Raw genomic sequence first — 26695 nt, 5'->3', positions numbered from 1 at the left:
TCCGCTTTCACCACCGAAAACAAAGGATTGAGCCTTGTACAAGAAGCGTCTCATCCACTTTAAGCCCATCATCGTACTAGGCAGCGCCCTGTTTCTTTGGCTGCTGCTCCCATTCGTCGTAAAGAGTTTCCTCAAAACGAGCTTCTACGAATTCCAGGCTCCAGTTTCGCTCGCCTCGTCCTATGTTCGCGATCTGCAGGACTTTTGGTCAGCAAGAACAAAATCCAAGAACGACCTCTTCGAAGCGGGCCAAAGTCTAGCCCGATTGAACGCCGCTTACCAGTTAGCTGCCCTGGAGAATCAATCTCTGGAGGACGAAATCAGCCGCCTGGAAAACCTGCTGCAGCTTCCGTCTCGCCCCGAGTACCAATACGAAGTGGCCCGCGTAGTGGAACGCGATTTCAACGCATGGTGGCAACGAATCACCATCCGCAAAGGGAGGGACTACGGAATTCCAGTCGGAGCTCCAGTCGTCTTCATCGGAGGCGTTGTCGGTCGTGTTCGCGAAGTGCACGCCTACACTTCCGTGGTAGACATTATAAGCAGTAATCACCTTCGACTCGCGGTAGTAATCGAAGGGGACAATCGGCCGTTGAGCTATCGCGGTGGCGGCTCCACCTCATTTGCCCAACCTGTCGGAATCGCAGAATTCATTCCCGTCGACATCCAAGTTTCAGAAACAGAAAACCGCCCTGTTCTCATCACCTCCGGAATGGGAGGCGTTTACCCAGCTGGACTCCGCGTGGGCGAAATCCGCCGACTCCGCCAGGGAGCTGGCGGTATGTTTTACGACGGTGAAGTGGAACTCGACAAGCGACTCGCTTCTATCACGGAGGTAGCCGTAATGATTCTTATTCCGCCCGAACAATGATCAGCTTCTCTCGGAACAGGTGGCTGATAGTGGCGTTAGGGCACTACCTCACCCTATTTTTCGTTTCGCAGATGAACTTCTACCTATCTGCGTCTGGCATTCAGTTTTTTGTACTGGGAATGCTCATTTCCTTCAGCGCTCTGGAGCTGAGTCTCAAGCAAGGTATGCTGTCTCTCGCCCCTATCGCCTTCTACTTAGATAGCAGATCACCTCTCCCATTCGGCTTCACCCTCGTGCTAAGCCTAATTCTCTGCACGATCGCCCATCTGCTTCGCTCCAAGGTTCGCCGGGAAGTAAGCACCTCAGCGATGGCCACAACGATCATACTAAACATCGTCTCCTACGGCGTTTATACTGTTGGAGCCGCCAAGTACCTAGGCGCAGAAGCGATTCACTTTTGGCCCGTTGTTTTGAACCTTTTCGCAAGCACTTTTGTCGTAATTATAATCAATAAGATTTTCTTCGACACACACACTGGCGTGCTCGCCATTTTCGGAATCAATTTGGCTGAGGAACAACGAGAGCCCTTATGAAACAAGAGGAGACCACGAAATATCAGGGGCGCTTGCTCCTGTTCTATATCCTCTTGGGCATGATGATTACAACCTTGCTCGTTGGCGTAGGCTACCGGCAGTTGGTGGAAACCGATGAGTTTTCCACTCGAGTTAAGAAGCAAAACCACCGCAGAATTGTTACCCCAGCCCCTCGCGGGAATATTTTCGACCGAGAGGGCCGACTCCTCGTGGGTAACAAGCCTAAATTTTCCGCAGTCGTCTACCTCAGCGATTCCGGCGTAAGAGAAGCGTTCCGCCGCGAATACCGGACCCTGCGAGACGGGTTTATCGAGCGTGAGGAGAAATACAATGTGGGACGGCTTCAAAAGGAAGCGAGGGCCAACGTAATCCAAACCTACCTGGACGACGTAAATCGGATGCTTGGGACAGACGAACACGTTAATGTGGAAAAGGTATCCGCCCACCTTAACTACAACCCGCTTCTGCCCTTTCCGATTATCCAAGACCTCACTCGCGAGGAATTCGCTATTCTACTCGAATCGCTACCAATCGAATCGCCGGTTCAAGTCTACGTTTCCAACCAGCGAAACTACCCCTACGAATCAACAGCGTCACACACACTGGGCTACGTCTCCTCAACTGTCCTAACCCCCGACTCCCAACTTCCGGGAGATGATCTAACCACGTTTTCGGAGAAGGGCACCTTTGGCAGATCCGGAGTCGAAAAACAATTCGACGACATTCTGCAAGGTGAGATGGGGACTGAAATCTGGATAGTCGATCCTTACGGTTTCCAGGTTGAAAGCACTGAGAGACAGTATCCGGTTAAAGGAAAAGACATTCAGCTCTCCTTGGATATAGACGTCCAGATAGCCGCCGAAGACGCATTCAAAACCTACGACGAAGCCACTGAAACTGAAGGTGAACAAGTTGGCGCCGCCGTCATGCTCGATGTGAATTCCCTCGAGGTCCTGGCAATGGTCAGTAAGCCGGACTACGATTTAAACGACACGACCCCCTTCATCAGTACCGAAACCTATGAGGAGATGAAGCGGGACGGCGGACTCCAAAACCGAGCGATCCAAGGACTGTATCCGCCGGGTTCCCCATTCAAACTGGTAACATCGACCGCTGCGTTGAAAGCCAACACTGTTACCGCCGATACCGTTCACTACTGCCCTGGCTATTTTAAACACGTAAGCGGACGGATTCAGTACTGTTGGAAAAGAAGCGGGCACCAAGAAGAAATTCTATGGGAAGGTATACGCGACAGCTGCAATGTGTATTTCTACGAGACTGGACTGGAAACCGGAGTGGACAATATCAGTCGCGAGGCCATCTACATGGGATTGGCCAATAAGACAGGCATAGACCTACCTCATGAAACGGGGTACATGATTATCCCCACTAAGGAGTGGAAAAAAGAACGCATCGGCCAAGGTTGGTATCACGGCGACACAACCAATCTTGCGATTGGCCAAGGTTTCACCCGGGTCACTCCTCTGCAAATGGCAGTCTTCATAGCGGGAGTAGCCCGCAACGAAATCGTGACCAAACCTAGTATCCTTCGCCTCAGTCCGGCAGAGGTCGAACAACGTCCACCTCCAAAACCTACTGGTCTGACTCCAGAGCAACACCAAATTCTGGTGAAAGGGATGGTAGGTTCAGCCACCTTGGGAAGCAGTCGAAATATCCGCGTTCCGGGACTTTCCATCGCAGCAAAAACCGGTACCGCTGAAGTCGCCAAGGATGGCGGGAAGATCGAGCTGGCATGGATCGTTGCTTTCGCTCCCGTGGAAAATCCAAAAGTCGCACTGGCCGTGGTGATAGAGGGGCAAATTCTGAATCAGAATTTTTTTGGGGGGGCACACGCGGCTCCGGTCGCTCACGCCATGCTGCAGGCTTACGTGGAGAAAAATCCGGACCTGTTAGACGTTCCCCCTACAGCAAGCGTCGCGCATCCTTGAATACAACACGAGCGTTGGGCCAACTTTGCTTTGAGCCAAATCTAAGCCTCTTCAAATCGTCTAGCACTCGATTGAAAGTTTCGTCGTCCTTTGCCGTCCTCTGCGACAGACGATCAAGAAGTTTGCTCGCTTTTCGCCTAATAGGATCTCCCCTTCTGAAAGGAGCCAACACGAGCTCTCTCAGGTTCAAAGCCATATTTCTCTGAATGATGAAGGCAGCTATGAGGATTGCCAAAAGGCTGAGCATGTAGGTGATTCTCCATGCGTTCCAAGGAGAGGTCACCCAGTAATAAAGATATTCCCCAGCCTGCTTGGCCCAATCTTCCGCTACCATCGCGTAAGCGAGGAAGAAATCCTTCAGCTGGACTGCCGCTTCGCGTTGGGCCTCCTCGTCGAAATTCACGATTCTTCGGTACCAAAGGAGTTTCAAGCTATCCAAAAATGCGGCCGAATCGGATATCCCCTTTTTTTCCGCAACCAGTTCAGTGCTTTGTTCAATCGAAGGCATCGCAGAGCCAGGAGTCGGATCAACGCGTATCCAATTTCCAACACCATCATAAATTTCAGCCCAAGCGTGGGCATCGGAATTACTAACCATAAAGTAATTTTCATAGTCATTCCATTCTCCGCCTTTGAAGCCAACGACAACTCTGGCTGGAAAACCAGCAGAGCGAGCCATCAGGACAAAGGAGGTTGCGAAAAGCTCACAATGGCCTGGAAGCTCCGAACTAAACCATCTTGCCACGGGATCGGACATTCCATCCAGTTTTGGCAGACGCACAGACATCGAGTAACTGTGAGAATCCCAAAGTGACTGAGTTGCTCTCCGCGCAAATTCTATGGGAGTCAGGCTCTCGCCATTGACTAAACGTGCTGCAGCGCTCCTAAAAACCCGAGCAGAGGCATCGTCGCTAGGCAATTGTAGTAAAGTTTTGGGATACTGCGACGCTGTTCGATCAACATCGGATGCAAATGGATCTGACAAAAATTGGGGATAAGCACTCGATGGGACATCAGGCACTACTCCGTTAAAGCGAACGCCCTCCAATTGGTACGAAACCATTTTTGAATTAATCTCGTCCAGGGCCACCGAATAGGTGTGGGGTCCGATTGAGATGTCATCTAAATCTGACACGGTCATTTGCTGAAAATCACCGACCAATGGTAGATATCGACTCACTTCCGGCTCCATGAAAAAGGTCCACTTGTCTCGGCTGAGGGAGCTAGGCTTTTCTGAAAAACGCCTGTCGGGCCAATAGCGCACTGCGTGGTACGGCGAGGCCAACGGACTCTTCTGCAATTCTGCTAAACTGTCAGAAAGGCGGAAAACCCCATTCTCGTAATCATCGAGAGCCAACATTCTCCAGTAGGGCTCCATGGGAACCGTGGCATCATCTGGCACGTCTACTCTCAATGCCACACTCGTGTCATTTTTGATATTCGTAACCTCTCCAAGCTGTATTCTGTCACTAAAACCCGAATACGTTTGTTTGGTCTTCATCTGAAAGAGACTTACCTTGTCGTCTATATTGATACGAGGTATCGCAATAAAAACGACAGCAGCCAATAGCACCATCGACGAGAAAATGCCGAGTCCAAGGAACCAAAAGCGTGTTGAGAAAGTCGACCCTAAGGCCCGAAGGACATTCAAATTATGATTCCGAACGAAAGACTCCAGGTACTCGTAATCTCCGCCCGCCTTGGCCTCAATGGATGTATTGACCAACAAATACGCAACCACGAGCCCGGAGAAAGCTAGTAACTGAAAACCAAATACAAGCGTAGCTGTCAAAATCCCTGCCATTATCATCAAAAAAAGGCAGAGCAAGGCGAGCTGCATTTCCTCCCGTCGCTTACCGTGATTTAAGCAACGATACAAAATCAGCCAGGTATTCAGATCCAACAGAGCCGGGATTGTGTCCTTGGCGATTACATCGACCAATACCAGCGGAATGATGGCCAAGGCATAAGTTTTCCAAACGACCTGCGGGATTTTGGCTATGAGGCCAGGCTTCACGAGGGCCGCTAGCACCGCAGCGCTAGCAAGAATCGCAGGTAACTTACTGTGTCCCGTGATGTTGAAAAGCGTCGTGATACAAACGAGCCCCATCAAAGCGCCAAGAACCCATTTGAGGGCGAGCAAATCCTCAAGGCTATGACTGTGCGACTTGGACATCATTTACAAATGCTCCTACCCCATCCCCTTGCAGCGGGGCAAAGTTGATTCTGTTTGGTCCAGCCAAAACATCCCAAGTTGCTTGCGGCTCGACCGGATTTAGCTCCGATAAAATGTCAAAAAAAGCTTCAAGGTCTGACACGCGTTGGATTCGAATACTTCCCCAACCTTTCACGTGGCAATGCGCGATCTTGCCTTCCAGAAATAGGTCTTCCGACATGCTAGCCGCCATCGAACACATCTTCTCGAAATGGGTTTCATCGCTCCAGAGGTAATTAGCCGGATCAACGACAATATCGAATATAGGCTGAGTTTCGGTAGCGTTTTCCTTTACGATTAGCCGTCCTTGTTTCGCGGATACTTTCCAATGAATGGACCTCAAAGAGTCTCCTCTCTCGTAATGGCGAAGCCCTATTAGCTCGCCGGAGATACCTTGTTTGCGACTACTCTTGCCTTCTTTCGCGCCTACCGACTCCTGACTGCGGTTCCTTGTGTACGCGATCCTGCGGGGCCAAATCCTAACCTCTCGCTCGCTCTCGCCTGGCAGGTATTTCACAAGAAATCCAAATGGGAAACTGGATACAGCGCTCTCGATGCGAAAAGCAGTCTTCATCCGCTTGGAGGGCTTAAAACGCCAGGTAAGAGCCGTTGACTCTCCCGGGTCCAATCGCTCTCTCATGAAAAGTTTGCAGTGATCTTCAAGCCCACCTGAACTGATCTCAAACGAAACGCAAAAGAGCGGAAATCTCCTCCGAGCGTTTTCTAGGACAATACTTACGCTACCTTCTTCCCCCACCCTAAAAGTGGGACTCGCCTCAAGTCTCCAACGAGCGCAGAGCATATTTCCCCAGCATATAACACCACTTAAAATGAGCGCGGAGATGAGCAGAGCTAGGGCCGCAAATAGCACATTGTTCACCGTATTGTATGCCGCTAGTCCAATGGTGAGACCTATAAAAATCAGCAACATCCCAGATCCAGTCGGAACCACCTTATGACCCTTCGGCGGAACAACAACTCGGGTAAGTTTCCGTAACAATGGAATCCGGCGCTTGTACGCTGCCGGCCCCTTCCAATCGAAACGTTCTTCCGCTACGTCCGCAGCCATGGGCAAACCTTTACTTCGGTTGCGGAACCGAATCTATTAACCGAGACAAAATGCCTTCAACCATGCGTCTTTCTTCCAAAGCATCCGAAGAAGGTCGGCGCAGATTCAGACGATGACACATAACAGGTTTAGCAACTTGGGATACATCCTCCGGTAGCACAAAATCTCTTCCGAGATAGAGAGCTCTGGCTTGGGCCGCAGTTTTGAGAGCGATGCCTCCTCGAACACTAACACCTGATTTAAATTCACTCTCTGTTCTAGTGGCAGTGATCAATTTCAGAAGGTATTCCAAAATTGAACGCTCGAGGTAGATGTTCGGCACGGTTTTCTGGATGTGTTCTATATCCGCGGCGTCGACGACATCTTGCATCTTCAACTCGTCGTAGCCTTCGCTCTTTTCCGCCAGGATTTCGATTTCGCTTTCCGGGTCCGGATACCCCATTTGCAAACGCATCAGAAACCGGTCCATCTGGCTTTCCGGCAATGGGAATGTGCCTTCGTAGTCCACGGGATTTTGAGTGGCGATTACCATAAACGGAGAACCAACTTCGTGCGTGATTCCATCGACCGTAACTTTCCCATGGTCCATCACCTCCAAAAGGCTGGACTGCGTCTTGGGAGTCGCCCGATTGATTTCGTCCGCTAATACGATGTTGGAAAAGATTGGACCCGGCTTGAAGTGGAATTCCCTATCCCTTTCGTCGTAAATTGAGATTCCCGTAACATCAGTTGGCAGGAGGTCGCTGGTAAACTGGATACGCTTAAACTCCGTGTTCATTGCCCTCGCTAAGCAATAGGCGAGAGTGGTCTTTCCCACACCAGGCAAGTCTTCGATTAAAACGTGGCCACCTGCCGCCAAGCTGATAAGTGCCTGATCGATAACGTGTTCCTTACCCTTAATCCGGCTACCAATAGCAGTCTGCAACCGTTTCAAAGTATCGCGGCATTGGTTTAGGGCGCTGTTGGTCAGGAATTCGCTCATCACAAGATCTTAGAAATTAACTATTTAGCTCAGGAGGTTCAGACACACTTATATCGGCATCCCCACCGCGATGTTTACCCTATTGTGCCCGGATCAACCAGAGACGTTCCCTAAAAAACATCAAAAACGAATGATCTTTCAAGCTCTCCACGGATTAGAAAACATGCTTTGAAAACTTAGGCTAATCCATCAAATTAGACCAGACTATTACTCAGGCCTAGAAACTGTAATTTGGACTCTTTGGGGCAGAAAAACTGAGCCTTAGAACCCCTCAAAACCGGCATTTCGGCAATTCCGTTCAACAAATATTAGAAGGATGCCATTGTTGCATTCACCATGCTTGCATTTCCCCGAAGCGCGGTCATAAGTTCCAGCCCTTCGTCGGGATCTGCCCGCCGGAAAATCGTTAAATATCACAAAAGAAAATGACGACCGATATCATAGACATCAACGCTCGCGAGATCCTCGACTCGCGCGGTAACCCAACAGTCGAAGTAGACGTAGTACTCGCTTCTGGAATCATCGGCCGCGCAGCTGTGCCATCCGGAGCCAGCACCGGCGAGCACGAAGCTCTCGAGCTTCGCGACGGAGACAAGGACCGTTACCTCGGAAAGGGCGTAAGCAAGGCTGTGGACAACATCCATGAACTTATCCTTCCAGAAATCGAAGGCATGGACGCTTGCGACCAAGTTGCTATCGACAAGGCGATGCTCGCCCTCGACGGAACAAAGACCAAGAGTAAGCTCGGCGCGAACGCAATCCTCGGCGTATCCCTCGCTGTTGCCAAAGCAGCCGCTCAAGCTTCCGGCCTCGAACTTTACCAGTACATCGGCGGACCGAACGCTAAGACTCTTCCAGTGCCAATGATGAACATCATCAACGGCGGTTCCCACTCGGACGCTCCGATCGCGTTCCAGGAATTCATGATCCGCCCAGTTGGCGCTTCTTCCTTCAAGGAAGGCCTCCGCATGGGTGCTGAAGTATTCCACGCGCTGAAGGCAATCTTCAAGAAGCGCGGCCTCTCCACCGCAGTAGGTGATGAAGGTGGCTTCGCTCCAACTCTCGATGGAACTGAAGATGCCCTCGAGTCCATCATCCAAGCCGTCAAGGACGCTGGATACAAGCCAGGCCGCAAGTCCGAAGGTGGAGACGTTTCCATCGCTCTCGACTGCGCTTCTTCCGAATTCTTCTCCGACGGCGTTTACGACTACACCAAGTTCGAAGGCGAAGGTGCCGCCAAGCGCACATCCGACGAGCAAGCCGCATTCCTCAAGGAGCTTTGCGACAAGTACCCAATCGACTCTATCGAAGACGGTATGGACGAAAACGACTGGGATGGTTGGGTTGCAGTAACCAAGGTACTTGGTGACACTTGCCAGCTCGTTGGTGACGACCTCTTCGTAACCAACGTAGACTACCTCTCCAAGGGCATCAAGCTCGGCGCAGGTAACTCTATCCTCATCAAGGTCAACCAAATCGGTACCCTCACCGAAACACTCGACGCAATCGAGATGGCTCACCGCGCTGGATACACTTCCGTGACTTCTCACCGTTCAGGTGAAACGGAAGACGCGACTATCGCTGACCTCGCTGTTGCAACGAACTCCGGTCAAATCAAGACTGGTTCGCTCAGCCGTTCCGACCGTATCGCCAAGTACAACCAGCTCCTCCGCATCGAAGAGCAGCTCGGCGACAACGCAAAGTACGGTTACTAGTTCGCTTCAGAGCTTCAAAAAGCAACTACACTTTCAAGCCCGACGCTTCATTGCGTCGGGCTTTTTCGTGGCGAATCTATTTCTCCGCAAAACACTTTGGCGGGCTGCAATTCGCAGATCGCTATTCGACAAAACGGATCTTCGGCCTACGATTCTTCTGAGATGCCTCCCAACTCCTTACAGTCGATTCTCGACCACAGTAAGCTAGAGCTCACGACCGCTCCGATCCTTTACCGCTGCGAACCAATTTGGAGCTGGAAAGTAGAGTCGCTTTCGGACCACGCCATCCTGCTAATTCTAGATGGGCGAGGTAAACTAACCGTCGACGATCAGCAGATCGATTTGAGACAAGGCCTTTGCTTTTTCTTAAAGCCCGGTTCCAAAATCGAGGCTCAACAAAACCCGTCCTACCCGCTCTTCCTTTTCCTAGCTCAGTTCCAAAACTTGGATACATCCCAAGAAGACGCAGAAAGAGTCGGTCAGAACTTCGAAAGTCTCTTCATTCGCAATGTTCGAAATCTAGAACCGCTCGCCGAACTGGTCGCATCGCGCCAGCCCCATGACACTCTGTTCGAAGATGCCATCAAGATGCTCGTTCGTATCATCGTTTCCGAAGCGACTCACCATTCGGGTAATTTCGATTCCCGCACCTACGAAGCGCTCTACGCAATCGAGAACGACCTCGCTCGAAAGTGGACGGTCGCCGATCTGGCTTCGGAAGCGGAAATGACCGCTGGTAGTTTCGCTCGCTCATTCAAACGGATGATGAACGAGCCTCCAATCCACTACGTTATTCGCCGCCGCATGGAGGAAGCAAAACGGCAAATCCAACAGTCCAGTCTGCCCATCGAGGAAATCGCGATCAACCTCGGCTACGACGATCTAACCTTCTTTCGAGAACTATTCACTTCCAGACTCGGGCAGTCCCCAGAAAGCTTGCGCCTCGGCCGTACTCTTTGAATTGGCTCATCAAATCGCCAATCAGTGAACAAGTTCACTGAACTCCCCGTTCAAAAACTGTAGGTTATTCGCAACTTTGTTGATGACCCATCCGTCTCCCGACCTATAACCAAAACTCGAATGAGCGAAAAAACGGCTACACCATCACCTGATTCAGATAATTCATCAAAAAGCTGCACCGATTTAAGGGTCGATCGCGTAGGGATCCTTTTGGCAAACCTCGGCACGCCAGACCACTACAGCTACTGGGCCATGCGCCGTTACTTGAGCGAGTTCCTTTCTGATCGACGCGTCATAGACTACTCCCCTCTACTCTGGCAACCGCTCCTGCAGCTAATCATTTTGACCAGACGCCCATTCGCCTCCGGCAAGGCATACGAGTCCATCTGGAATCACGAGCAAAACGAAAGTCCGCTCATGACCATCACCAAGGACCAGACCAAAAAGATGGCCGAGCTGATGGCGGAACGCTACGGCGATGACGTCAGAGTCGAATTCTGCATGCGCTACGGAAATCCTTCCACCCAATCGAAAGTCGAAGCGCTTCGGGCTCAAGGCTGCCAACGCATTCTATTTCTACCCCTTTATCCACAATATGCTGGAGCGACTTCCGGCACCGCTTGTGACGCCTTTTTCAAGGCCTTGATGACCATCAAATGGCAACCCATCGCCCGCACGGTAGAACCCTATTACGAAAACCCGATGTACATCGACGCCCTCGCCAAATCGGTAGAAAGGGCGATCGACAAACTCGAGACGCGACCCGACGTTCTGGTTTGCTCCTACCACGGCGTGCCTAAGCGCTATGTTTACGAAGGCGACCCGTACTACTGCGAGTGCCTGACTACGACAGATCTTCTCCGCGAAAGACTCGGATGGGATGACATCGAGGTCGTCCCGACTTTCCAGTCGAAATTTGGTCCTGAAGAATGGCTCCAGCCATACACCGTCGAGGAAGTCGCCCGACTCGCGAAGGCCGGAAAGAAGCGCATCGCCATTTGCGCTCCTGCCTTTTCGGCGGACTGCATTGAGACCCTAGAAGAAATCAACGAGGAGATCAAAGAAAGCTTCGAGGAAGCCGGAGGCGAGGAGTTCACTTACATCCCTTGCCTGAACGACGACGACGCCCACATGGAAGCCCTCGCCAAAATCGTGGAAGCCAACCTTCAAGGTTGGCTGGACTAGTTAAGAACCTGCCCGCAGTTCTAAGCCCCTCCAAACAGGAAAAGCGAAACTGCGGGCAAGCTTACTCCTAACCTAGTAATTGATCGACCGCTTCGATAACAGGTATCCGGCCATTGGTTACATCTGATTCGAGCTGTAGAAACAGGCCCGACTCTTTTTGCTTCGAGTAGAACGCTTCGAGCACTCTCTGCTCGAGCAAAGAACGGAACCACTTTGCGTTTTGCTTGCTGCGAATATCTTCGAAACGATTTTCCGCTTTCAGCTTATCGCAGAATTTGAGGACCATTTCCCAGATTTCCCAAACGCCCGTTCCATGTAGCCCGGAGCAACAAAGAGCCTGCGGTTCCCAGCCCTCCGTATAAGGATGCAAATGGTGTAGCACCCTGGCATATTCGCCTCTGGCTACTTTAGTCCGCTGCACGTTATCGCCGTCGGACTTGTTCACTACGATCGCATCCGCCATTTCGATGACACCTTTTTTGATGCCTTGGAGTTCATCTCCGCCACCTGATAACTGAAGCAGCAAAAAGAAATCCACCATCGAACGAACTGCGACTTCGCTCTGCCCAACACCTACGGTTTCGACGAAGATTACTTTGTATCCAGCCGCTTCACACAGAATGATGGATTCACGAGTTTTCGCCGCAACGCCTCCAAGTGTTTTCCCCGCAGGTGACGGGCGAATAAAGGCTCGCTCGTCCCGGCAGAGGTTCTCCATACGAGTCTTGTCGCCAAGAATACTGCCGCCCGTAACGGAACTACTCGGATCGACTGCGAGAATAGCAACACGTTTATCCGCGTCGCAGAGCATCTTGCCAATGCATTCCAAAAACTGACTTTTGCCAGCCCCCGGAACGCCGGTGATACCAATCCTTACAGAGTCACCAGAGTGAGGCAGACATCTCCTCAAGAGTTCTCGAGCGATGACGCGATGACGCGGAGCTTCGCTCTCGACGCACGTTATCCCGCGAGCTAAAGCGGTTCGGTTACCTGCCAGAATCCCTTCATAAAGCTCGTCGACATCCAATGGACGCCGACGCGGCTTACGAACAACCTTAATCGCGGGCGAAGCTTCGACTTTTCCAGCCATTACTTCGCCCGCAAACTTAGATTTGTCGGCATCGCTAGGATGCCATTCTGGCGGTCGGGTTTTACCCTCCTCGCTCATGCCTCAGATTCCAAGGTATCGACCAACGTCTCCAAGATCTTCTTAGCGGAGTCTGGAATGATCGTACCTGGACCGAAGATCGCGCTCGCTCCGTTCTCGTAGAGGTAATCGTAATCCTGAGCAGGGATTACTCCACCACATACGACAAGGATGTCCTCGCGACCATGCGATTTGAGAGCCTCGACCAGCATTGGAAGCAGGGTCTTGTGACCTGCCGCCAAGGAGCTCATGGCGAGCACATGTACGTCGTTTTCGACCGCTTGACGGGCCGCTTCTTCAGGAGTCTGGAAGAGCGGTCCGATATCGACGTCGAATCCGAGGTCAGCGTAGGCAGTTGATACCACCTTTGCTCCACGGTCGTGTCCGTCTTGGCCGAGTTTCGCGACCATGATACGAGGACGACGTCCTTCAAGCTTTTCGAATTTTTCAACGAGTGTGCTAACTTCTTCCATAGCGGATCCTTGTCCGAATTCCTTGGAGTAAACTCCAGAGATTGAGCGAATCTGGGCCTTATAGCGACCAAAGGTCTTTTCCATGGCATCGGAGATTTCACCAAGAGAAGCGCGAGCTTGAGCAGCTTCAACAGCCAATCCAAGCAAATTGCCTTCTCCGCCCGCAGCACAAGCCGCAAGAGCGTCGAGGGCCGCTTGGCACTTCTCAGAGTCACGGTTGGCACGAAGCTCGGCCAGACGCTCGATCTGCGAATCGCGAACCGCGGAATTGTCGATGTCGAGGATCTCAAGTGGATCTTCCTTCGCGAGACGGAACTTATTGAGACCTACGATCGTTTCCGCGCCGCTATCGATACGAGCTTGGCGACGGGCCGCCGCTTCCTCGATGCGAAGCTTAGGAATACCTTCCTCGATCGCCTTGGTCATGCCACCGAGGGACTCGATTTCTTCGATATGGGCCCAAGCCTTTTCCATCAATTCCTTGGTCAAGGACTCGACGTAGTAGCTACCGCCCCAAGGATCGATCACGTTACAAATGCCGGTTTCTTCTTGAAGGAAGAGCTGGGTGTTACGCGCGATACGGGCAGAGAAATCAGTTGGCAGAGCGATCGCTTCGTCGAGGGCGTTGGTGTGCAAGCTCTGTGTGTGTCCGCAAGCGGACGCCAAAGCTTCGATCGCGGTACGAGCAACGTTGTTAAACGGATCTTGCTCAGTCAAAGACCAACCAGAAGTCTGCGAGTGCGTACGAAGCGCCAAAGACTTAGGATTCTTCGGGTTAAACTGCTTAACCAACTTCGCCCAAAGCAGACGAGCCGCGCGCATCTTGGCAACTTCCATGAAGAAGTTCTTACCGATCGCCCAGAAGAAGGAGAGACGTGGAGCAAAGCTGTCGATATCGAGTCCCGCATCCACACCTTTACGGAGGTATTCAAGTCCATCCGCTAGAGTGTAACCCATTTCAAGGTCAGCGGTCGCTCCCGCTTCTTGCATGTGATAGCCGGAGATCGAAATGGAGTTGAAGCGCGGCATCTTCTGCGAGGTAAACTCGAAGATGTCCCCGATGATCTTCATACTCGGTGCTGGCGGATAGATGTAGGTATTACGAACCATGAACTCCTTGAGGATATCGTTCTGGATCGTTCCGCTGAGCTGATCGAGCGTGCAACCTTGTTCGAGAGCCGCTGCGATGTAGAACGCAAGCACCGGGATAACCGCGCCGTTCATGGTCATAGATACGGAGACTTGATCGAGAGGAATCTTGTCGAACAAGATCTTCATGTCCTCGACTGAGTCGATCGCTACACCCGCTTTACCGACATCGCCAGAAACGCGCGGGTGGTCGCTATCGTATCCACGGTGCGTCGCCAAGTCGAAGGCGACCGAGAGGCCTTGCTGACCTGCTGCGATATTGCGGCGATAGAAAGCGTTCGATTCTTCCGCTGTGGAAAAGCCCGCATATTGGCGAACCGTCCATGGGCGGAAAACATACATAGTGGCGTACGGGCCACGAAGGAACGGCGCCAAACCGGCGGTGAAGCCGAGGTGAGTCATACCTTCGCAATCTACCTTGGTATAGAGAGGCTTGACAGGGATCCGCTCCATCGTCTCGTGCGATGTCGCTTCTGGAGCCTTGCCGCTTTCTGCCTTGAAAGATTCTTCCCATTTGGAAGCGGGCACGTCTGCGTCATTTGCCTCGAGGGCTACTTTTGAAAAATCTACTGTTTTCATTGTATTCAATTCTGAGTTACAGGCTCTTAACTTATAGGACTCCGAGCCACTCGAGGTGTGACTTATTCACTTCGTAGTTGTTGGACTTGACGAAAATGTAGTCGTCGAGCCCTGCTTCCTTAAATGTTTCCAAGTTGTCTCCTGGGAAACCTGCCAAAAGAAGCTTCATTTCTGGAGCCGCCTTCTTCAAGGCTGCAGCCAAGGCGGGAACCTTTTCGACGTAGTCAGGATCCGTTCCGCAAATAACTGCGATACGTGCACCGGAATCTAAGAACTCCTTCACGCCTGTATCTACATCTTCAATACCTTCTCCATACTGACACTCGAAGCCGCCAGCTGCGAAGAATGAACGAGTGAAGTCCGCGCGAATCTTGTGTTTCTTGAGTGGACCTAGGTTCGAGAGGAAGATCTTTGGAGCAGATCCAGTCTTTGCACAATACTCACTAGCAGCCATTCTGAGAGCTTCGTAATTTTGTGCCAAACGCCAGCTTGGAAGCGGAGCTTCGAGAACTTCTTCAACCGCATCAGCGCGGAAAAGCTTAGTGATACAACCGATAGTCGCTCCGTCTTCGATCTTGCCAATCAGGAAGTCGACCTTTTCGTCATCGCTCACTTTGGCAAACGCAGCTTTGGCGCAATCGCAATCCTTCGCGGAACGGGCAGCCTTGGCTGCTTCGCGAACCTTGGCCTTGAACGCGTCCGTAGTAAACACTTCCGCGACCAGCGGCTTCTCTTCCAAGTTTGGATACTGATTGGTGCCGATCAAGCTCGAGCGACGCTGAGCCAATGCTGTTTCTTTGGCGCTACGTGTCTCGGCAAGCTTAGCCTGCCATTTGCCACCCTTCAGAGAAGCGAGAATACCGCCCTCTGCTTCCAGCTCTTGGAAACACTCCCAAGCTTTTTTGGAAAGTTCGGAGGTCAGAGAGTCGATGTACCAAGATCCACCCGCTGGGTCGATAACATGAGTCAATTCGCACTCTTCCTGCAGAATGACTTGCAGATTGCGAGCGATACGACGCGAGAAATCGTCCGGCATGCGTACCGTTTCATCAAAGCAACCAACGCAAATGCTGGACGCCCCGCCAACCACTGCCGAGAAAGCTTCAGTCGTACCGCGCAGCATGTTCACATACGGGTCGAGCTGAGTCTTGTTCGCCATACCGGTACGGGCATGAATCACCATACGGCAAGCCGACTCACTGCCACCAAGTTCCTTGACGATTTTGGCCCAAAGCATGCGAGCTACCTTGAACTTAGCGATTTCCATGAAGAAATTGCCGCCGATCGATAGCGTGAATCGGACTTGGCTAGCCGCCTCATCGACCGAGATGCCTCGCTTGTCCATTTCGCGGAGGTAAGCGACTCCAGTGGAGAGCACACTAGCGAGCTCCTCCGTGGCACTGGCTCCAGCGCCGTGGTAAGGGATGCCGCTGATACCCGCCGCTGAAAAATCAGGAGCGTTCTTAGCGTTATACTTTACGAGCAATGCGAGCTCATCGAGCAGGCTATCCAAGCTCGCCGGCAATTTGCCTCGTGCTGCCAAAACGCCATAGGGATCCATGTTAAGGCCGCCCTTAACTTCAGACAGCTTCAAGCCTTCGTCTTTGAGCCAAGCTGCGAACAAAGCCTCTGTACTAAGACCCGCGCAACCGGATTGAAAATAGACAGGAAGGAAGTCCGCCTTCAGGCCGCTGAAAGCCACTTTCAGGTCGGCTAAGCTCGAGAGCGAAAGACCGCACTCGCCCACTTGGCTATCTTCAGCTTGGTCCGGGTCGAGTCCGAGCTGGCTGGCCGCATCCAGCAAAGTGTTAACGGCGCTTTGCCCTGCGTCCAGATCCTTGAGAAGCGCGGTATTAAAAGTCTGCGGATCTCCGTACGGCTGCTCTTGGGCGATTTCCCAAGCATTTCCGAGGTAGCCGCTAGCATCCGCGCCTCTCGCAAAATTCCCTTCGCCTGGGGCGCAAACGGAAGTATTCAGCTCAGCAACGTCCTCTTGTCGATAAATCGGCTGCAAGACGATTCCTTCCGGAGTCTTCGTCAGCATCCGCTTCTCGAAGGGAGCACCTTTGAGCAGAGCTTCTGCCGCGGTGCGCCACTCTTCGTAAGTCGCTTGTTTAAAATCTTTTAGAAGATCTTGGTTAGTTTCAGTGCTCATATTGAAAACCAGTTTGCATTATAGCTCCTCACCTGTATTATCAGTGAAGCTACTCGCGAAAATCAACGAAGTGAAAAGGGAAATTGTTAAATTAGTTAATGTGATACGTTAGAATGTTTGACTTTAGGAATTCTTATCGTCAAGTCTCATTTAAAGACAAACCTATCTTTATATAATGATTCAGCAAATCGATCACATTGGAATTGCGGTGAAGGACCTTGAAAAGGCCTCTCGCTACTACGAAGAATCGCTCGGTCTCGAGCTCCATGGCACCGAAGTAGTCGAGTCACAGAAGGTCAAAACTGCCTTCTTCGAAGCGGGTGACGTCCATATCGAGCTCCTCGAGGCTACAAGCCCAGACAGCCCTATCGCTAAGTTCATCGAAAAGAAGGGAGAAGGCATCCACCACATCGCTTTCCGTACCGACGACATCAACGGACAGCTCGGAAAGGCAAAGGACAGCGGCGTAGCTCTGATCCATGAAGTGCCCATCGACGGCGCAGGCGAAAAGCTAGTCGCTTTCCTCCACCCAAAATCAACCTACGGCGTTCTCACCGAGCTCTGCATGAGCAAATAGAACTAATTTCGAAGATAAGCCAAACGCGCTAACGCACCAAACAATCTTCTAAAAATGAGCATCAACCCTAAATTGTTGAAAGACCTTTCCGAGCGGCGCAAGACAGCTGAGCTGGCCGGCGGAAAAGACAAGTTGGAGAAACGCAAGACCAAGGGGCAACTCTCGGCTCGCGAACGCCTCAAGGCGCTTTTCGACCACGGCGAATTTCAGGAGTTCGGCCAGCACGCCGCCCACTCTTGCCATCGCTTTGGACTTAAGGACAAGAAACTTCCGGGCGACGGCGTCGTTTGCGGAGCTGGTTTCGTCGATGGCCGACCAGTTGCCGCCTTCAGCCAGGACTTCACAGTAGGCGGCGGAGCTCTTGGCCGTATTCACGCCAAGAAAATCTGCGACCTTATGGACTATGCTCACGATACGGGCATCCCAGTCGTTTCAGTTAACGACTCCGGAGGAGCCCGTATTCAAGAAGGCGTTGATTCACTTTCTGGATACGGACAAGTTTTCTATAAGAACGTGTTCCTCTCTGGTGTCGTGCCGCAAGTAGCGATCATCGCTGGCCCTTGCGCTGGTGGTGCAGCCTACTCCCCTGCTCTGGCGGACTTCATCATCATGACGCAGAAGAATGCCAACATGTTCATTTGCGGTCCTGGCGTGATCAAGGCAGCCACTGGCGAAAACGCGTCACTCGAACAGTTTGCAACCGCTTCGGCTCACGCTTCCGTAGCGGGTAACATCCACATCGTGGCGGACGACGACAAGCACGCCATCGAACTCGCATCCGAGCTGCTCTCCTTCCTCCCAAGCAACAACATCTCCGATCCTCCACACAATCTGGATGCCAACTGGGAAATCCCGCACGACACTCGCATGAACGACGTCGTACCGGATACAAACAAGATGCCACTCGATACACACGAGGTTATCTCCTACCTCGTAGACGAAGCCCACTTCTTCGAAATCATGGGAGCATTCGCTCCAAACATCATCACTGGTTTCGCAAGAATCGGCGGCCTCGTAGTCGGCATCATCGGCAACAATCCTAAGGTCAAGGCCGGTACTTTAGATATCGACTCTTCCGACAAGGGAGCGCGCTTCATCCGTACTTGTAATATATACAACATCCCCATCGTTAACTTGGTCGACGTCCCAGGCTTCATGCCGGGCCTAGCCCAAGAGCGCGGCGGCATCATTCGCCACGGTGCGAAGATGCTCTTCGCATATGCATCCGCCACCGTGCCAAAGATCACTCTGATTATGCGTAAAGCGTACGGGGGAGCATACTTGGCAATGTGTTCAGCTGACATGGGCGCGGACGTAGTCTACGCGTGGCCAACTGCGGAAATCGCCGTTATGGGCGCTGAAGGCGCAGTAGGCGTTCTCTTCAAAAAGGAACTCGCTGAGGCGAAGGATCCCGCCAAACGCACAGCGGAACTAGTCGAGGAGTACCACGACGAATTCGCATCGCCTTACCAGGCTGCCGCAAACGCGATGATCACCGATGTCATCGAGCCAGCCGAGACTCGTTCGAAGATAGCTCAAGCGCTTCGTCTGACTCTCTCCAAGAGAGATACACGTCCACCTAAGAAGCACGGAAACATCCCTCTGTAATAACTTCTGGATACACAATCCGACCATTACAGAAGATGTTAACCCAATAGTCTATCATGACATATACATTAGCAGCAGCCCTAGCGGCTAAGCCGACCTTTGCGGAAAACGTTTCCTTCATCATTGTGGGATTCCTTTTCGTGCTGTTTGTCCTCGGAGTACTATCGCTGATCACCACGTGCATCGGCGCCCTGTGCACTCGTCTTATTAAAGATGAGCCAAAGGCCAAACCAGCTGCAAAACCGGCACCCGCCGCCGCTCCAGCTCCAGCCCCCGCTAGCAGTATACAGAAAGACGATGATATCCCCGAACATATCGTGGCTCTCATCGCTACTGCTACTCATATCGCTCTACAAGGCAGACCTCAAAAGATCGTCAGCATTAGGAGCATGGGCCAAGGCTGGGCTCAAGAAGGTCGACGCGAGATCTTCTCCTCACACCGCTTCCGTTAAACTGAAGCCATTATATATCCATATTCAGAATACACTTTTAAATAAAATTTCCCTATGAAACACTTACGTATCACCATCGAAGGCAAAGCCTACGAAGTAGATGTCGAGATCCTCGGCGAAGAAAACGAAGCAGCGCCACGCTCCGCACCAGCGCGCTCACGTCCAGCCGCCGCCTCACCAGTAGCGGCAGCTCCTGCAGCCCCGGCCGCAGCGCCGGCACCAGCGGCAGCAGCCGCTGCTCCAGGTGACGTGCCTAGCCCGCTATCCGGCAAGGTCGTTTCCGTCGACGTAAAGATCGGCGACACTGTCGCCGCTGGAGATCAAGTCGTGACTCTCGAGGCGATGAAGATGAACACCATCGTAAGCGCTCCAAGCGCAGGCACTGTTTCAGCAATCCACGTAGACGCCGGACAATCGGTAGACGAAGGCAGCCCGCTCCTCACCCTCTCATAGCCGGGAATTATCTAGATAAACCTCCCACCCAAACGCTATGAAGCAAATCGAAGAGCTATTCTACCAAACAGGATTCTTCGCTCTCGAGTGGCGCATGATTGTCATGTGGCTCGTCGCAGCGGTTCTCCTGTATCTCGCGGTATTCAAGCAATTTGAACCGCTCCTGCTCGTTCCGATCGCTTTCGGGGCCTTACTAGCTAACTTGCCAACGCAAAATATGGTTAACTCACCAGCGGGTGCCATATTGAGCCCGGTAAACGGTACGGTGATCCTCTCGACTGTTGAACTTGGAGACGATGTCAGGCTGCCAGCTGTCGTGCACGAAATGCCCAACACCTTGGGCAAATTGAAAGCTAAGTCAGAGGCTGAAGAGTTGATCGTATCGGAATTCGAGAAAGCTGCGGAAAACGAGCAAATGCTACTGTTCGTTATCCGTCCGGACGTTCCCGAGAAATTCGCAACAGAGCCAGATTACTCTGAAATTCAGGTCACGCTAAACTCAGCGCCGATAACACTGCGTAGCACCGACAAACTTGTCTGGGCTGACGCCTCAGGTAGTGTATCCGGTTACCAAGACATTGTCGGAGAACACGTTGTCTCTGGCGCAGAATTGGCAGATGTTCACAGTAACCATACTGGTGGATTCTTCCACTACATCTCCCTGGGAATCATCCTGGAGCTATTCCCTCCTCTCATCTTCTTGGGAGTAGGAGCCTTGACTGACTTCGGGCCGCTAATCGCCAACCCTCGCACGCTGCTCCTCGGAGCTGCTGCCCAGTTCGGCGTATTCGCGACCTACGCAGGTGCAATGGCCTCAGGCCTGTTCAACTCTAGCCAAGCCGCAGCAATCGGCATCATCGGAGGGGCGGACGGACCGACATCCATCTTCCTCGCGAACAGTCTTGCTCCGGAGCTCTTGGCTCCGATCGCGGTGGCAGCGTACAGTTACATGGCTCTGGTTCCGGTAATCCAGCCCCCGATCATGAGGGCCCTGACGACCGAGAAAGAACGTAAGATTCGCATGCAAAGCCTTCGCAAAGTAAGCCGTCTCGAAAAGCTGATCTTCGCGCTGGTCGTACTTATCTTCTGTATCCTTCTGGTACCAGATGCATCACCACTGGTTGGACTTCTCCTCCTCGGAAACTTCCTCCGTGAATGTGGTGTGACTGAGAGACTATCGAAGGCCGCACAAAACGAGTTGATCAACGTAATCACGATCTTCCTCGGCACCAGTGTCGGCATCACGATGACAGGCGATCGCTTCCTAAAAGCTGAAACACTCGCGATTCTCGCGCTCGGTGTTGTGGCATTCGGAATCGCAACCTGTTCAGGACTCCTCATGGCGAAATTCATGAACCTGTTCTCCAAGAACAAGATCAACCCGCTGATCGGTTCCGCAGGTGTATCCGCCGTACCTATGGCGGCACGTGTTAGCCAAGTGGAAGGCCAAAAGGCTGATTCCAGCAACTTCCTGCTCATGCACGCCATGGGACCGAACGTGGCTGGCGTTATCGGCACAGCACTCGTTGCCGGTTACTTCATGACGATGTTGGGATCGGGCCACTAGGCTATCCCTATTGCAAAACACTCCAAATCCGCACGGCTGCGGCCGTGCGGTATCCTTTTACCAATTACATAAATGAAAAAGCTCATCGAACTCACCCCAGAGGAAGCAGCTAGCTATATAACAAATGGAATGACCGTTGGTTTTAGCGGATTCACTCCAGCTGGTGCCGCTAAGGTCGTCCCCAAGGCGATCGCAAAGTTCGCAAAAGAAGAACACGACTCCGGACGCGATTTCAAAATCGGCGTCATCACCGGAGCTTCCACCGGCGATTCCCTTGATGGAGAACTTGCCCGCGCGGACGCCGTTGCATGGCGTACACCTTACCAATCTGACAAATTCCTTCGCAAGAACATCAACCTCGGAAAAACGAAGTTCTTCGACATGCACTTGTCGCAACTCCCTCAAAACCTGCGTTACGGTTTCTTGGGAAAAGTCGATGTAGCAGTTATCGAAGCCAGCGAAGTTCAGGCAGATGGAAAAATAATTCTGACAACTTCGGTCGGAGCATCCCCTACGCTAGCGCGCGTAGCCGATAAAGTAATCATCGAGCTCAACACATCCCACCAGGAGTCACTGTACGGCCTCCACGACATCTACGAGCCTCTAGATCCGCCTCTACGTCGCCCGATCAATCTTTGCCGTTGCGATGCGAGAATCGGTACCGAATACGTACAGATCGATCCTGCTAAAATCGTGGGCGTAGTCGCGTCAAAACAACCCGACGAGATCGGCGGGTTCCGCGAGTCTGACGAAACTACGATGAAGATCGGCGAAAACGTCGCGACCTTCCTCGCAAGCGAAATGCGCTCGGGCCGGATTCCTCCCGAATTCCTACCAATCCAATCAGGCGTAGGCAACATAGCCAACGCGGTACTTGGAGCTCTCGGCGAGAATGAGGAAATCCCTACCTTCGAAATGTATTCCGAGGTAATCCAGGACTCCGTTATCGCCTTGATGAAGGAGGATAAGATCAAGTTCGCCAGCGCAACCTCTCTTACCCTCAGCCCCGCGGTCCTGAAGCAAACGTATGACAACTACGAATACTTCAAGCGTCGCTTGCTCCTGCGTCCCCAAGAAATCTCCAACAACCCGGAAGTCATTCGACGCCTAGGTATCATCTCTATCAATACAGCTATCGAGGTAGATATTTTCGGCAACGTAAACAGCACCCACGTGATGGGCAAAGAGATGATGAATGGTATCGGTGGGTCTGGCGACTTCACTCGAAATGCGTTTATCTCCATCTTTACCTGTCCTTCGATCGCCAAGGGCGGAGCTATCAGCACCATCGTGCCTTTCGTGAGTCACCTCGACCACAGCGAGCACAGTGTGCAGGTTCTAATCACTGAACAAGGCATAGCTGACCTCCGCGCTAAGGACCCACAAGGAAGAGCCACAGCGATCATAAACAATTGCGTCCACCCTGAATATCGGGAGCAGCTCCTCGAGTACTTCCAGAGCTTCAAGGGAGGGCACACTCCACAAACCCTAAAGACAGCCTTCCAGATGCACGAGCGTTTCCTCGAGCACAAGGATATGAGAATCCCCGTGTCCCCGACTGTCTGATCAAGTTCCTCATGTGCCCTTCGCGGCACTCCCGCCATATGGGCAGCGTTCTCACTTCGAGGGCGCTGTCCTTTTTTTTGGCAATTCACTAACAATCCTATAAAGGAGATACAAAAAAACCGCACTCCAATGAGCACGGTTTTGGAAAACGATAAAGTTAAACGGACGAATTAAGCGGCGTCCTTATCGGACCTCGTCTTTTTGAATTCAGGTTTTTTGGTACCCAAAACAACATCACGGCTGATTACTACTTCGGATATATCATCTCGATCGGGTACCTCGTACATGATTTCCAGCGTAAGATTTTCCATGATCGATCGCAAAGCGCGTGCCCCAGTGCGAAGCTCTATGGCTTTATCAGCTACAGCTTTCACGGCACCTTCTGTCAATGTCAGTTTCACGCCATCTATGGAGAAGAGCTTCGCATACTGCTTGATTATGGAATTCTTGGTGTTGAGGAGAATATTTTCCAAGTCCTCTACGCTGAGTTGTTCCAAAACGGAAATCACAGGCAAGCGACCGATAAATTCCGGAATCATGCCGAACTTCACCAAATCCTCTGGCTCGATCTTCTTCATGACGTCCTCGCCCGACATTTCCTCGCGCGTTTCGGACCCAAAACCTAATGTGAAACCACCAGATCTCTTTTGAATGACTTCGTCCAAACCTACGAACGCTCCGCCACAGATGAATAAGATCTTGGAAGTATCAACTTGGATATACTCTTGATTAGGATGCTTACGACCACCTTGTGGCGGCACGTTGCAGGTAGTTCCTTCAAGAATTTTTAGAAGGGCCTGCTGTACTCCTTCGCCGGATACGTCTCTGGTGATCGAAACGTTTTCCGTCTTACGGCCAATCTTGTCGATCTCATCGACATAGATGATTCCGCACTCGGCACGCTTCACATCATAATTGGCGGACTGAAGTAGTCTCAACACGATGTTTTCGACGTCGTCACCAACGTAACCCGCTTCAGTCAAAGTGGTCGCATCCGCGATTGCGAAAGGAACGTCAAGAATGCGGGCCAGATTTCGGGCTAGGAAGGTTTTTCCTGAACCTGTCGGACCCACGAGCAAGATGTTGCTCTTCTCTACTTCGACATCCGCATACTCAGAGGAATGGGCCGCGATTACCGAATCTTCTGAATCTTCAGAAGTTTCCGGCTTCTTCACCTCGAAGCCCAGTCTCTTGTAGTGGTTGTAAACAGCTACGGACAAAACCTTTTTCGCATGATCCTGACCAATAACGTGCTGATCCAAGACCGCTTTGATTTCGGTAGGCTTGATCAGGTTAAAGGCTGGTTTCTCTTCGTCCGACTTCTCATCGCCACCTAATTCGCGTTCGATGATAGTCTTACAGACCGATACACACGCGTCGCAAATATAGACGCCGGGACCGGCGATCATCTTACGAACCTCCGACTGCGATTTACCGCAGAAGGAGCAGAGTGTCATGCGTGAGGATTTTGCCATATAGCTGGATTACTGTTCCGCCTTTGTATTATTACCGTAGTAAACGTGGTCGATAACACCGTAATCCTTAGCTTCCTGAGAAGTCATCCAATAATCACGGTCAGAATCCTTCTGGATTCTATCGACAGTTTGTCCGGTGCGTTCTGCCAACACAGTGTTCAACGTTTCACGCCAACGAATGATTTCCTTAGCCTGAATGGAGATATCGGAGGCTTGGCCGCCCGCTCCACCAGAAGGCTGATGAATCATCACACGGCTATTCGGCAAAGCGTAACGCTTACCTTTGGTTCCGCCGGCCAAAAGGATTGTGCCCATGCTGGCTGCCATACCGATGCACCAAGTCGAGATCTCACAGGACAGGAAGTTCATGGTATCATAAATCGCCATACCGGCAGTGACGCTGCCACCTGGGGAATTTATATATACGCTGATGTCCTTCTTGGGGTCTTCCATTTGCAGGAAGAGCAACTGGGCGATAATAGCGTTGGCGATCTCGTCGTTGATTGGCGTACCGATAAATACGATACGGTCCTTCAACAAACGAGAGTAGATATCCATGCTACGCTCGCCGCGACCAGTGTTCTCAATAACGTTTGGTAAGTAGTATGACACGTATTTCCTTTATTAAATGTGCTGTTAAACGCCCTAGCTAAAGGGCGCCGGCTCGAGACTAAGCCTCGGTCACCTTAGCCTGATCGACTAGGAATTCAAGTGTCTTATCGTATAGGAGCGACGACTGAATGCGCCGAACCTGATCTTGGTCCTTGCGAAGTTCCTTTACGATGTCGTCTGGCTTCTGTCCGGACTGATAAGCACGCTGCATGATGAAGCGGGAGAAATCAGCGTCCTCAACCTTGATCTCTTCCTTTTCGGCGATCTGCGTGAGGATCAGCTGCAATTTAACTGCCTCTTCTGCCGCTGCCTTGGATTCCGCGTGGATCTCGTCCTTGTTCTCCTCGAGCTTATCCTGGGAAATGCCTTTGCGTACGTTGCTCTGTACGACCTGACGCATCGCCATCTCAGTCTCGTAGTCCACGAGGCTCTGGGGAAGGGAGATATTTACCTTATCGGAAATAGCTTCAGTCACTTGGCGGCGAATGTCGGCGCGACGCTCTTGCGATTTGCGGCCCTTGACCATCTCGGTAACACGTTCCTTGAACTGGTCTACGCTTTCCGCGCCCTGAGCCTTACAAAACTCTTCATCGAGCTCGGGAAGCTTGCGCTCACGCACTTCCTGCACTTCAACCGCGTAGACAGCCTTTTTGCCCTGCAGAGCTTCAACTGTGAAATCCGCTGGGAATTCGACTTCGATCTCCTTCTTGTCGCCAGTCTTGAGGCCTTCAAGACCATCGCCAAGTCCGGGGATCAATCCGTGCTCGGAGCCGATTTCTTCCCAAGTTTGAGGCATTTTCGCGTAAACGGGCTTCTCAGGAGCAATTTCGCTGATCGCCTGACCATCGATGGTGCCTTCGTGAGAGAACTTTACGTAGTCGCCCTTGGCTGCTTCCCGCTCGACGGGAGAGAATTCAGCGCGCTCAGTGCGGATCTGGGTGATCGCCGCTTCGACATCTTCGTCGCCCACTTCTTCGGAAAGCCCTGTTACAGGAAGTTCCTTGTAGTCGCTGATTTCAAATTCCGGGCGGACATCTACGGTGAACTTCAGCTCGGCGTCCTGATCTGCCGCGATTTCAGCGTCCGCTAGGTCAACCACGTTGAGAAGGTCGAGCTTCGATTCCTTAGTGCCGTCCTGATAAGCCTTGGAGATGACGCGCTGGCGGAGCTCGTCCTTGATCTGCTTGCCAAAGCGCTGGCGAATCATGTTGACCGGGGCTTTGCCTGGGCGGAAGCCGGGGATCTTAGCCTGCTTCGAGAACTGCTTAAGCAGCTGTGTCTCTTCAGCGGCGATCTCGCTGGCTTCAAAAGAAACCGCGAGGGTTTTACGGGTATCGTTGACGTCTTGTATGTCGATTTTCACTGCGTATTGCGGGTGTCCAGGTTTCAGTTAGCCGGAGAAA

At 52.0% G+C, this 26695-nt stretch carries 21 protein-coding genes; 12 read left to right on the top strand and 9 right to left on the bottom strand.

The genetic code is table 11. From position 1 onward, the window contains the following. The first annotated feature begins 34 nt into the window (after window positions 1–34). Genes mreC through H5P27_RS06410 form a run of 3 tightly spaced genes read left to right on the top strand, consistent with a single transcriptional unit; the run spans window position 35 to window position 3353 of the window. The gene (gene mreC / locus H5P27_RS06420) at window positions 35–871 is read left to right on the top strand and encodes a rod shape-determining protein MreC (RefSeq protein ID WP_185659542.1); all 837 of its coding nucleotides are present in this window, start codon (window positions 35–37) and stop codon (window positions 869–871) included. After that, the gene (locus H5P27_RS06415) at window positions 868–1404 is read left to right on the top strand and encodes a hypothetical protein (protein WP_185659541.1); all 537 of its coding nucleotides are present in this window, start codon (window positions 868–870) and stop codon (window positions 1402–1404) included. Before mreC ends, H5P27_RS06415 begins: the two co-directional genes overlap by 4 nt. Further along, window positions 1401–3353 (top strand): penicillin-binding transpeptidase domain-containing protein, encoded by a 1953-nt coding sequence (locus H5P27_RS06410; RefSeq protein ID WP_185659540.1) that lies wholly within the window; start codon window positions 1401–1403, stop codon window positions 3351–3353. Before H5P27_RS06415 ends, H5P27_RS06410 begins: the two co-directional genes overlap by 4 nt. Here H5P27_RS06410 and H5P27_RS06405 read toward each other — a convergent pair. The 3 genes from H5P27_RS06405 to H5P27_RS06395 are packed head-to-tail and all read right to left on the bottom strand — an operon-like array spanning window position 3328 to window position 7619. After that, on the bottom strand, window positions 3328–5532 hold the full coding sequence (locus tag H5P27_RS06405; protein ID WP_185659539.1) for a transglutaminase TgpA family protein: 2205 nt from the start codon (window positions 5530–5532) through the stop codon (window positions 3328–3330). The genes H5P27_RS06410 and H5P27_RS06405 overlap by 26 nt on opposite strands. Next, a complete protein-coding gene (locus H5P27_RS06400; protein WP_185659538.1) occupies window positions 5507–6637 on the bottom strand; it encodes a DUF58 domain-containing protein in 1131 nt (376 codons plus the stop codon). The genes H5P27_RS06405 and H5P27_RS06400 overlap by 26 nt, the downstream gene beginning before the upstream one ends. A gap of 10 nt (window positions 6638–6647) precedes the next feature. Further along, window positions 6648–7619: an AAA family ATPase gene (locus H5P27_RS06395; protein ID WP_185659537.1), complete on the bottom strand. Its 972-nt coding sequence runs from the start codon at window positions 7617–7619 to the stop codon at window positions 6648–6650. 425 nt (window positions 7620–8044) lie between these two features. Here H5P27_RS06395 and eno point away from each other — a divergent pair, with 425 nt between their 5' ends. From eno to hemH, 3 genes are all read left to right on the top strand, one after another. After that, on the top strand, window positions 8045–9334 hold the full coding sequence (gene eno / locus H5P27_RS06390) for a phosphopyruvate hydratase (protein WP_185659536.1): 1290 nt from the start codon (window positions 8045–8047) through the stop codon (window positions 9332–9334). Between the two features lie 162 nt (window positions 9335–9496). Then, entirely contained in the window at window positions 9497–10294 is a 798-nt protein-coding gene (locus H5P27_RS06385) for a helix-turn-helix domain-containing protein (protein ID WP_185659535.1), read from the top strand. Window positions 10295–10414: 120 nt separating this feature from the next. Beyond that, window positions 10415–11479 (top strand): ferrochelatase, encoded by a 1065-nt coding sequence (gene hemH, locus H5P27_RS06380; RefSeq protein WP_185659534.1) that lies wholly within the window; start codon window positions 10415–10417, stop codon window positions 11477–11479. A gap of 67 nt (window positions 11480–11546) precedes the next feature. Here the strand turns inward: hemH and meaB are convergent, their stop codons facing one another. The 3 genes from meaB to H5P27_RS06365 are packed head-to-tail and all read right to left on the bottom strand — an operon-like array spanning window position 11547 to window position 16982. Further along, window positions 11547–12647, bottom strand: a complete 1101-nt coding sequence (gene meaB / locus H5P27_RS06375) for a methylmalonyl Co-A mutase-associated GTPase MeaB (RefSeq protein ID WP_185659533.1) — start codon at window positions 12645–12647, stop codon at window positions 11547–11549. Continuing rightward, window positions 12644–14827, bottom strand: coding sequence for a methylmalonyl-CoA mutase (gene scpA / locus H5P27_RS06370; protein ID WP_185659532.1), 2184 nt, complete (start codon window positions 14825–14827; stop codon window positions 12644–12646). The genes meaB and scpA overlap by 4 nt, the downstream gene beginning before the upstream one ends. A gap of 31 nt (window positions 14828–14858) precedes the next feature. Further along, a complete protein-coding gene (locus H5P27_RS06365) occupies window positions 14859–16982 on the bottom strand; it encodes a methylmalonyl-CoA mutase family protein (RefSeq protein ID WP_185659531.1) in 2124 nt (707 codons plus the stop codon). A 175-nt stretch (window positions 16983–17157) separates the two neighbouring features. Here H5P27_RS06365 and mce point away from each other — a divergent pair, with 175 nt between their 5' ends. From mce to H5P27_RS06335, 6 genes are all read left to right on the top strand, one after another. Next, window positions 17158–17559: a methylmalonyl-CoA epimerase gene (gene mce, locus H5P27_RS06360; protein ID WP_185659530.1), complete on the top strand. Its 402-nt coding sequence runs from the start codon at window positions 17158–17160 to the stop codon at window positions 17557–17559. Between the two features lie 54 nt (window positions 17560–17613). After that, complete coding sequence (locus H5P27_RS06355) at window positions 17614–19167, top strand: acyl-CoA carboxylase subunit beta (protein ID WP_185659529.1); 1554 nt, start codon at window positions 17614–17616, stop codon at window positions 19165–19167. 56 nt (window positions 19168–19223) lie between these two features. Further along, window positions 19224–19619 carry an OadG family transporter subunit gene (locus H5P27_RS06350; protein WP_185659528.1) on the top strand — a complete coding sequence of 132 codons (396 nt, stop codon included), beginning with the start codon at window positions 19224–19226 and terminating at the stop codon, window positions 19617–19619. Window positions 19620–19673: 54 nt separating this feature from the next. Continuing rightward, on the top strand, window positions 19674–20072 hold the full coding sequence (locus tag H5P27_RS06345) for a biotin/lipoyl-containing protein (RefSeq protein ID WP_185659527.1): 399 nt from the start codon (window positions 19674–19676) through the stop codon (window positions 20070–20072). 37 nt (window positions 20073–20109) lie between these two features. Next, window positions 20110–21639, top strand: a complete 1530-nt coding sequence (locus H5P27_RS06340) for a sodium ion-translocating decarboxylase subunit beta (RefSeq protein ID WP_185659526.1) — start codon at window positions 20110–20112, stop codon at window positions 21637–21639. 72 nt (window positions 21640–21711) lie between these two features. Beyond that, entirely contained in the window at window positions 21712–23205 is a 1494-nt protein-coding gene (locus H5P27_RS06335; protein WP_185659525.1) for a butyryl-CoA:acetate CoA transferase, read from the top strand. A gap of 170 nt (window positions 23206–23375) precedes the next feature. Here H5P27_RS06335 and clpX read toward each other — a convergent pair whose 3' ends face one another. Genes clpX through tig form a run of 3 tightly spaced genes read right to left on the bottom strand, consistent with a single transcriptional unit; the run spans window position 23376 to window position 26655 of the window. Then, window positions 23376–24680, bottom strand: coding sequence for an ATP-dependent Clp protease ATP-binding subunit ClpX (gene clpX / locus H5P27_RS06330; RefSeq protein WP_185659524.1), 1305 nt, complete (start codon window positions 24678–24680; stop codon window positions 23376–23378). Between the two features lie 9 nt (window positions 24681–24689). Beyond that, window positions 24690–25292, bottom strand: a complete 603-nt coding sequence (locus H5P27_RS06325) for an ATP-dependent Clp protease proteolytic subunit (RefSeq protein ID WP_185659523.1) — start codon at window positions 25290–25292, stop codon at window positions 24690–24692. A 58-nt stretch (window positions 25293–25350) separates the two neighbouring features. Next, window positions 25351–26655, bottom strand: coding sequence for a trigger factor (tig, locus tag H5P27_RS06320; protein ID WP_185659522.1), 1305 nt, complete (start codon window positions 26653–26655; stop codon window positions 25351–25353). Window positions 26656–26695 lie beyond the last annotated feature (40 nt).

The sequence above is a fragment of the Pelagicoccus albus genome, assembly GCF_014230145.1.
Lineage (GTDB): Bacteria > Verrucomicrobiota > Verrucomicrobiia > Opitutales > Opitutaceae > Pelagicoccus > Pelagicoccus albus.
The sequence above is the reverse complement of the archived record's forward strand: the minus strand, read 5'-3'. Positions and strand labels throughout refer to the sequence as shown.

Bases quoted from the DNA above. Each gene is read 5' to 3' on its own strand.
- H5P27_RS06415 (WP_185659541.1), top strand. From the start codon at position 868: ATGATCAGCTTCTCTCGGAACAGGTGGCTGATAGTGGCGTTAGGGCAC.
- H5P27_RS06410 (WP_185659540.1), top strand. From the start codon at position 1,401: ATGAAACAAGAGGAGACCACGAAATATCAGGGGCGCTTGCTCCTGTTC.
- H5P27_RS06405 (WP_185659539.1), bottom strand. From the start codon at position 5,532: ATGATGTCCAAGTCGCACAGTCATAGCCTTGAGGATTTGCTCGCCCTC.
- H5P27_RS06400 (WP_185659538.1), bottom strand. From the start codon at position 6,637: ATGGCTGCGGACGTAGCGGAAGAACGTTTCGATTGGAAGGGGCCGGCA.
- H5P27_RS06395 (WP_185659537.1), bottom strand. From the start codon at position 7,619: ATGAGCGAATTCCTGACCAACAGCGCCCTAAACCAATGCCGCGATACT.
- eno (WP_185659536.1), top strand. From the start codon at position 8,045: ATGACGACCGATATCATAGACATCAACGCTCGCGAGATCCTCGACTCG.
- H5P27_RS06385 (WP_185659535.1), top strand. From the start codon at position 9,497: ATGCCTCCCAACTCCTTACAGTCGATTCTCGACCACAGTAAGCTAGAG.
- hemH (WP_185659534.1), top strand. From the start codon at position 10,415: ATGAGCGAAAAAACGGCTACACCATCACCTGATTCAGATAATTCATCA.
- meaB (WP_185659533.1), bottom strand. From the start codon at position 12,647: ATGAGCGAGGAGGGTAAAACCCGACCGCCAGAATGGCATCCTAGCGAT.
- scpA (WP_185659532.1), bottom strand. From the start codon at position 14,827: ATGAAAACAGTAGATTTTTCAAAAGTAGCCCTCGAGGCAAATGACGCA.
- H5P27_RS06365 (WP_185659531.1), bottom strand. From the start codon at position 16,982: ATGAGCACTGAAACTAACCAAGATCTTCTAAAAGATTTTAAACAAGCG.
- mce (WP_185659530.1), top strand. From the start codon at position 17,158: ATGATTCAGCAAATCGATCACATTGGAATTGCGGTGAAGGACCTTGAA.
- H5P27_RS06355 (WP_185659529.1), top strand. From the start codon at position 17,614: ATGAGCATCAACCCTAAATTGTTGAAAGACCTTTCCGAGCGGCGCAAG.
- H5P27_RS06350 (WP_185659528.1), top strand. From the start codon at position 19,224: ATGACATATACATTAGCAGCAGCCCTAGCGGCTAAGCCGACCTTTGCG.
- H5P27_RS06345 (WP_185659527.1), top strand. From the start codon at position 19,674: ATGAAACACTTACGTATCACCATCGAAGGCAAAGCCTACGAAGTAGAT.
- H5P27_RS06340 (WP_185659526.1), top strand. From the start codon at position 20,110: ATGAAGCAAATCGAAGAGCTATTCTACCAAACAGGATTCTTCGCTCTC.
- H5P27_RS06335 (WP_185659525.1), top strand. From the start codon at position 21,712: ATGAAAAAGCTCATCGAACTCACCCCAGAGGAAGCAGCTAGCTATATA.
- clpX (WP_185659524.1), bottom strand. From the start codon at position 24,680: ATGGCAAAATCCTCACGCATGACACTCTGCTCCTTCTGCGGTAAATCG.